The following is a 4,986-nucleotide window of genomic DNA, read 5'->3' as shown; positions in this document are numbered from 1 at the left end:
CAGGCCCAGCGTCACCGCCGCCACAGGCGCGGTCAGGGCCAGCGGCCCGCCGACGGCCAGCCACTGCGCCTTGGCCTTGGCGAGCACCGCCAGCTCCAACGGAACCGGCCCGAGGGCGATCAGGTCCAGGGCGCCATCCTCGTGATCGCGCTCGAACAGTCGCTCCAGCGACAGGATCGACGACAGCGCCAGGGCCAGCCAGGCGATCCCGCCGGCCACCGGTCTCAACCCGCCGGGTCGCCCCCCGCCGAAAGGGGGACCAGGACGGTCAGGCACAGGAAGAAGCCGCAGGCCAGCAGCGGCCCCCCGCCGCCGGCCCAGGCCAGGGCCAGTTCGCGCCGCCACAGGACCATGAGCGCCCTCACCGGACGTCTCCGATCTCGAGCGGACGGGCCGGAACCGGCAGCGGATCGTGCACGGCGGCCAGCACGGCGCCGCCCTTGTCCAGATGGGCCCGCAGGATCAGGCCCAGCGCCTCGCGCCAGCGGGCGTCCAGCGGGCCGAAGGGTTCGTCGAGCAGCCACAGGGGACGCGGTGCGGCGATCAGCCGGCGAAGGCCAGCCGCCGACGCTGGCCCGCCGACAGCTTGCGCACCTCCAGGTCCAGCAGGGGCTCGAGCGCCAGCACGTCCACCGCGGCGGCGATCCCGTCCCGGTCGGCGCCGAACCAGCGGGCCTGGAACTCCAGCTCCTCGCGCGCCCGCCGCGCGCCTTCAGCCCGTCCAGATGGCCGAGCCAGTGCAAAGGCCGTCGTCCGCGCCTCGGCGGGGTCGGCGTCGGCGAAGGCGACCGTCCCGGCGTCCGGCCGGATGAATCCGGCGATCGCGCGCAGCAGGCTGGTCTTGCCCGCGCCGTTGGGGCCGGTCAGGGCCACGGCCTCGCCGGCCGCCGCCGTGAAGGACAGGTCGCGAAACAGCACGCGCTCGCCGCGCGACACCGTCAGGGCCGAGACGGTCAGCAGCATCTGCAGCCGCCCCAGTTGCGAACCGGTCGCAATACCCATGACGGCGTCATGGATACATGGACGCGACCCCGCACCCTCGCTATATCCGCAGCCGCCGCAGCAGGCGTTCGCCGCGCGCGCCGGGGACCTGTGCGCCCCTGCGTCAGTCGCGCGAGCGTGCAACCGGATTGTCGGGCGGCGTTGACCAGAGGAAGCCTCTCCATGCCGTCGATCGACAGCCTCAAGACCCGTCAGGACCTTTCCGTCGGGCGCAAGAAATACGCCTATTACAGCCTTCCCGCCGCCGAGGAAGCCGGTCTGTCGGGGATTTCCCGTCTGCCGCGCTCGATGAAGGTGCTGCTGGAGAACCTGCTGCGCAACGAGGACGGCGTCTCGGTCACCGAGGCCGACCTGCGCGCGATCGCCGCCTGGATCGACAACAAGGGCTCGGTCGAGCACGAGATCGCCTTCCGCCCGGCCCGCGTCCTGATGCAGGACTTCACCGGCGTTCCCGCCGTCGTCGACCTGGCCGCGATGCGCGACGCCATGTCCGCCCTCGGCGCCGACGCCAAGAAGATCAACCCGCTGAACCCCGTCGACCTGGTCATCGACCACTCGGTGATGGTCGACCACTTCGGGACCCCCGGCGCGTTCACCCAGAACGTCGAGCGCGAGTACGAGCGCAACATCGAGCGCTACAACTTCCTGCGCTGGGGCTCTTCGGCCTTCAACAACTTCCGGGTCGTGCCCCCCGGCACCGGCATCTGCCACCAAGTCAATCTGGAGCACCTGGCCCAGACCGTCTGGACCCTGGACGAAGGCAAGAAGACCGTCGCCTATCCCGACACCGTCGTCGGCACCGACAGCCACACCACCATGATCAACGGCCTGGCCGTCCTGGGCTGGGGTGTCGGCGGCATCGAGGCCGAGGCGGCCATGCTGGGCCAGCCGATCCCGATGCTGATCCCCGAGGTCATCGGCTTCAAGCTGACCGGCGCCATGTCGGAAGGCACCACGGCCACCGACCTGGTGCTGACCGTCACCCAGATGCTGCGCAAGAAGGGCGTGGTCGGCAAGTTCGTCGAGTTCTTCGGCCCCGCCATCGCCGGCATGACCATCGAGGACCAGGCGACCATCGCCAACATGGCTCCGGAGTACGGCGCCACCTGCGGCTTCTTCCCCGTCAGCAGCGCCACGATCGACTATCTGACCGCCACGGGCCGCGACAAGGCGCGCGTCGCCCTGGTCGAGGCCTACGCCAAGGCCCAGGGCCTGTGGATCGATGAAACCTCGGAGGACCCGGTCTTCACCGACGTGCTGGAGCTGGACCTGTCCACCGTCGTGCCGTCGCTGGCCGGGCCCAAGCGTCCGCAGGACAAGGTCGAGCTGACCGTCGCCGCGCCCCAGTTCGAGACCGCCCTGGCCGACGTGTTCGGCCGTCCGACCGACGCCCCCCCGCGTCGGCGTGGAGGGCGAAAAGTTCGACCTCGGCGACGGCGACGTCGTCATCGCCGCCATCACCAGCTGCACCAACACCTCCAACCCCTCGGTCCTGATCGCCGCCGGCCTGGTGGCCCAGAAGGCCAACAAGCTGGGGCTGAAGGTCAAGCCGTGGGTCAAGACCTCGCTGGCACCCGGCTCGCAGGTCGTCACCGACTACCTGACCGCCTCGGGCCTGCAGAAGGATCTGGACGCGCTCGGCTTCAACCTGGTCGGCTACGGCTGCACCACCTGCATCGGCAACTCGGGCCCGCTGGCCGACACCATCTCCAAGTCGATCAACGACAACGGCCTGGTCGCCGTCTCGGTGCTGTCCGGCAACCGCAATTTCGAAGGCCGGGTGAACCCGGACGTCCAGGCCAACTACCTGGCCTCGCCGCCCCTGGTGGTCGCCTACGCCCTGGCCGGCTCGATGCGGATCGACATCACCAAGGATCCGATCGGCAAGGACAAGAAGGGCAAGGACGTCTTCCTGAAGGACGTCTGGCCGACCTCGGCCGAGATCGCCGCCATCCAGAAGAAGTCGGTCACCCCGGCCATGTTCGCCAAGAGATATGCGGATGTCTTCAAGGGCGACAAGCACTGGCAGTCGATCAAGGTCGCCGGCGGCCAGACCTACGCCTGGGACGAGGCCTCGACCTACGTCGCCAACCCGCCCTACTTCGAGGGCCTGTCGATGGAGCCGGCCCCGGTCTCGGACATCGTCGAGGCGCGCGTCCTGGCCATCTTCGGCGACTCGATCACCACCGACCACATCTCGCCGGCCGGTTCGATCAAGAAGACCTCGCCCGCCGGGGTCTATCTGACCAACCGCGGCGTCGAGGCCCTGGACTTCAACAGCTACGGCGCCCGTCGCGGCCATCACGAAGTCATGATGCGCGGCACCTTCGCCAACATCCGCATCCGCAACCGGATCACGCCGGACATCGAAGGCGGCGTGACCAAGCATTTCCCGTCGCAGGACACGATGTCGATCTACGACGCGGCCATGCGCTACCAGTCCGAAGGCCGTCCGCTGGTCGTCTTCGCCGGCAAGGAGTACGGCACCGGCTCGTCGCGCGACTGGGCGGCCAAGGGCACCCGTCTGCTGGGCGTCCGCGCCGTCATCGCCGAAAGCTACGAGCGCATCCACCGCTCGAACCTGGTCGGCATGGGCGTCGTGCCGCTGCAGTTCAAGCAGGAAGGCTGGCAGAAGCTGGGCCTGACCGGCGAGGAGATCGTCACCATCCGCGGCCTGTCGGACGTCAACATCGGCCGCTTGCGTCCGCGCCAGGACCTGTGGGTCGAGCTGTTCCGCCCGTCGGACGGCAAGATGGCCCGCTTCCCGGTCCGCTGCCGCATCGATAACCAGACCGAGCTGGACTACTTCAAGGCCGGCGGCGTCATGCCCTACGTGCTGCGCAACCTCGCCGGCGGCACGCCGGCTCCGGAGGCCATCGCGGCGGAATAGCGCTCAAGCAGCGAGCCGCCGCGCGGCGAGCGATAGTGCAAAAAGATGAGGGCCGGCGGAGCGATCCGCCGGCCCTTTTTCGCCCCTCGCGGACGATGCTAGTGTCGCCCCTTCGCCGTCGATAGAACGATCATGGCCAAGACTTGGGGACAGAAGCTGGCGGGCGGCAAACCCGCCCACGTCGAGGTTCTCGCCAAACCCTTCGGCGGGGCGCCGGAAGGCGCGCGGATGCTGATCGCCACCCCGCGGCTCGTCGACGACTACATGCGCGCGGCGCCCCGCGGCGAACAACGGACCGTCGCCCGGATGAAGGACGACTTGGCCGCGGCGCACGGCGCGGACCTTTGTTGCCCGATCTCCACCAGCATCTTCGCGCGGATCGCGGCCGAAGCGGCCCTGGAGAAGCTGGCCGCCGGCGCGCCCGTCGCCGAGGTGACGCCCTTCTGGCGGATCGTGGAGCCCGACGGCAAGGTGGCCGGGCGGTTGTCCTGCGGGCCCGACTTCATCCACGCTCGGCGCCAGGAAGAGGCCGAGCCCGCGTCCTAGGTTCAATCGACATTCAAGCCCGTCATTCCCGGCCCTGTGCCGGGAATCCATGAACACGAAAGGCTGGATTCGAGACCTCCAGGGCGCCAATCGCGATCATGGATGGCCGGGACAAGCCCGGCCATGACTGGAGCAACGGTTGGATAGGCGTGAAGGCTATCGATCGAATGTCGATTGAACCTAGTCCTGGCGGCACCTCAGCGCCCGAACACCTCTACCCCCACCTCCCCGCCGGTCGTCAGCCAGGCCCGTTTCATGCCCTGGCTGTTGAACGGGTCGGCGATGTTTCCCTCGCGGTCCAGGGCGATCAGGCCGCCGTCGCCGCCCAGGGATCCGATCTCCTCGATCACCGCCCGCGCGGCCTCGCTCAACGATTGACCGGCGGCGACCCGCCAGGCCGTCTGGGCGCTGGCGGCGACGCGGATGAAGTATTCGCCCTGGCCGGTGCCCGAGACCGCCACGTTCGCGTCGGCCCAGGTCCCCGCCGCCGGGATCGGCGTATCCCCGACCCGGCCCGGCATCTTGCCGAAGACGCCCGCGGTCGAGGT

Annotated in this window: 3 protein-coding genes and 2 pseudogenes; 2 read left to right on the top strand and 3 right to left on the bottom strand. The window is 69.4% G+C overall.

The window, feature by feature from the left end:
- Both AC2W7C_RS13295 and AC2W7C_RS13290 read right to left on the bottom strand, forming a co-directional pair.
- A pseudogene (locus AC2W7C_RS13295) lies at positions 1–365 on the bottom strand (heme exporter protein CcmB); the annotation flags it as partial.
- A gap of 178 nt (positions 366–543) precedes the next feature.
- On the bottom strand, positions 544–963 hold the full coding sequence (locus AC2W7C_RS13290) for an ABC transporter ATP-binding protein (RefSeq protein ID WP_486001866.1): 420 nt from the start codon (positions 961–963) through the stop codon (positions 544–546).
- 201 nt (positions 964–1,164) lie between these two features.
- Here AC2W7C_RS13290 and acnA point away from each other — a divergent pair.
- Positions 1,165–3,892: pseudogene (gene acnA / locus AC2W7C_RS13285) on the top strand (aconitate hydratase AcnA).
- Between the two features lie 132 nt (positions 3,893–4,024).
- Entirely contained in the window at positions 4,025–4,438 is a 414-nt protein-coding gene (locus AC2W7C_RS13280) for a hypothetical protein (protein WP_486001865.1), read from the top strand.
- Between the two features lie 197 nt (positions 4,439–4,635).
- Here the strand turns inward: AC2W7C_RS13280 and AC2W7C_RS13275 are convergent.
- Positions 4,636–4,986, bottom strand: a 351-nt coding sequence (locus AC2W7C_RS13275; protein WP_486001864.1) for an isoaspartyl peptidase/L-asparaginase, incomplete at its 5' end; no start/stop codon positions are given.

It is taken from the genome of Brevundimonas sp. CURTG3B2_SDJG, from assembly GCF_057364705.1.
The sequence above is the reverse complement of the archived record's forward strand: the minus strand, read 5'-3'. Positions and strand labels throughout refer to the sequence as shown.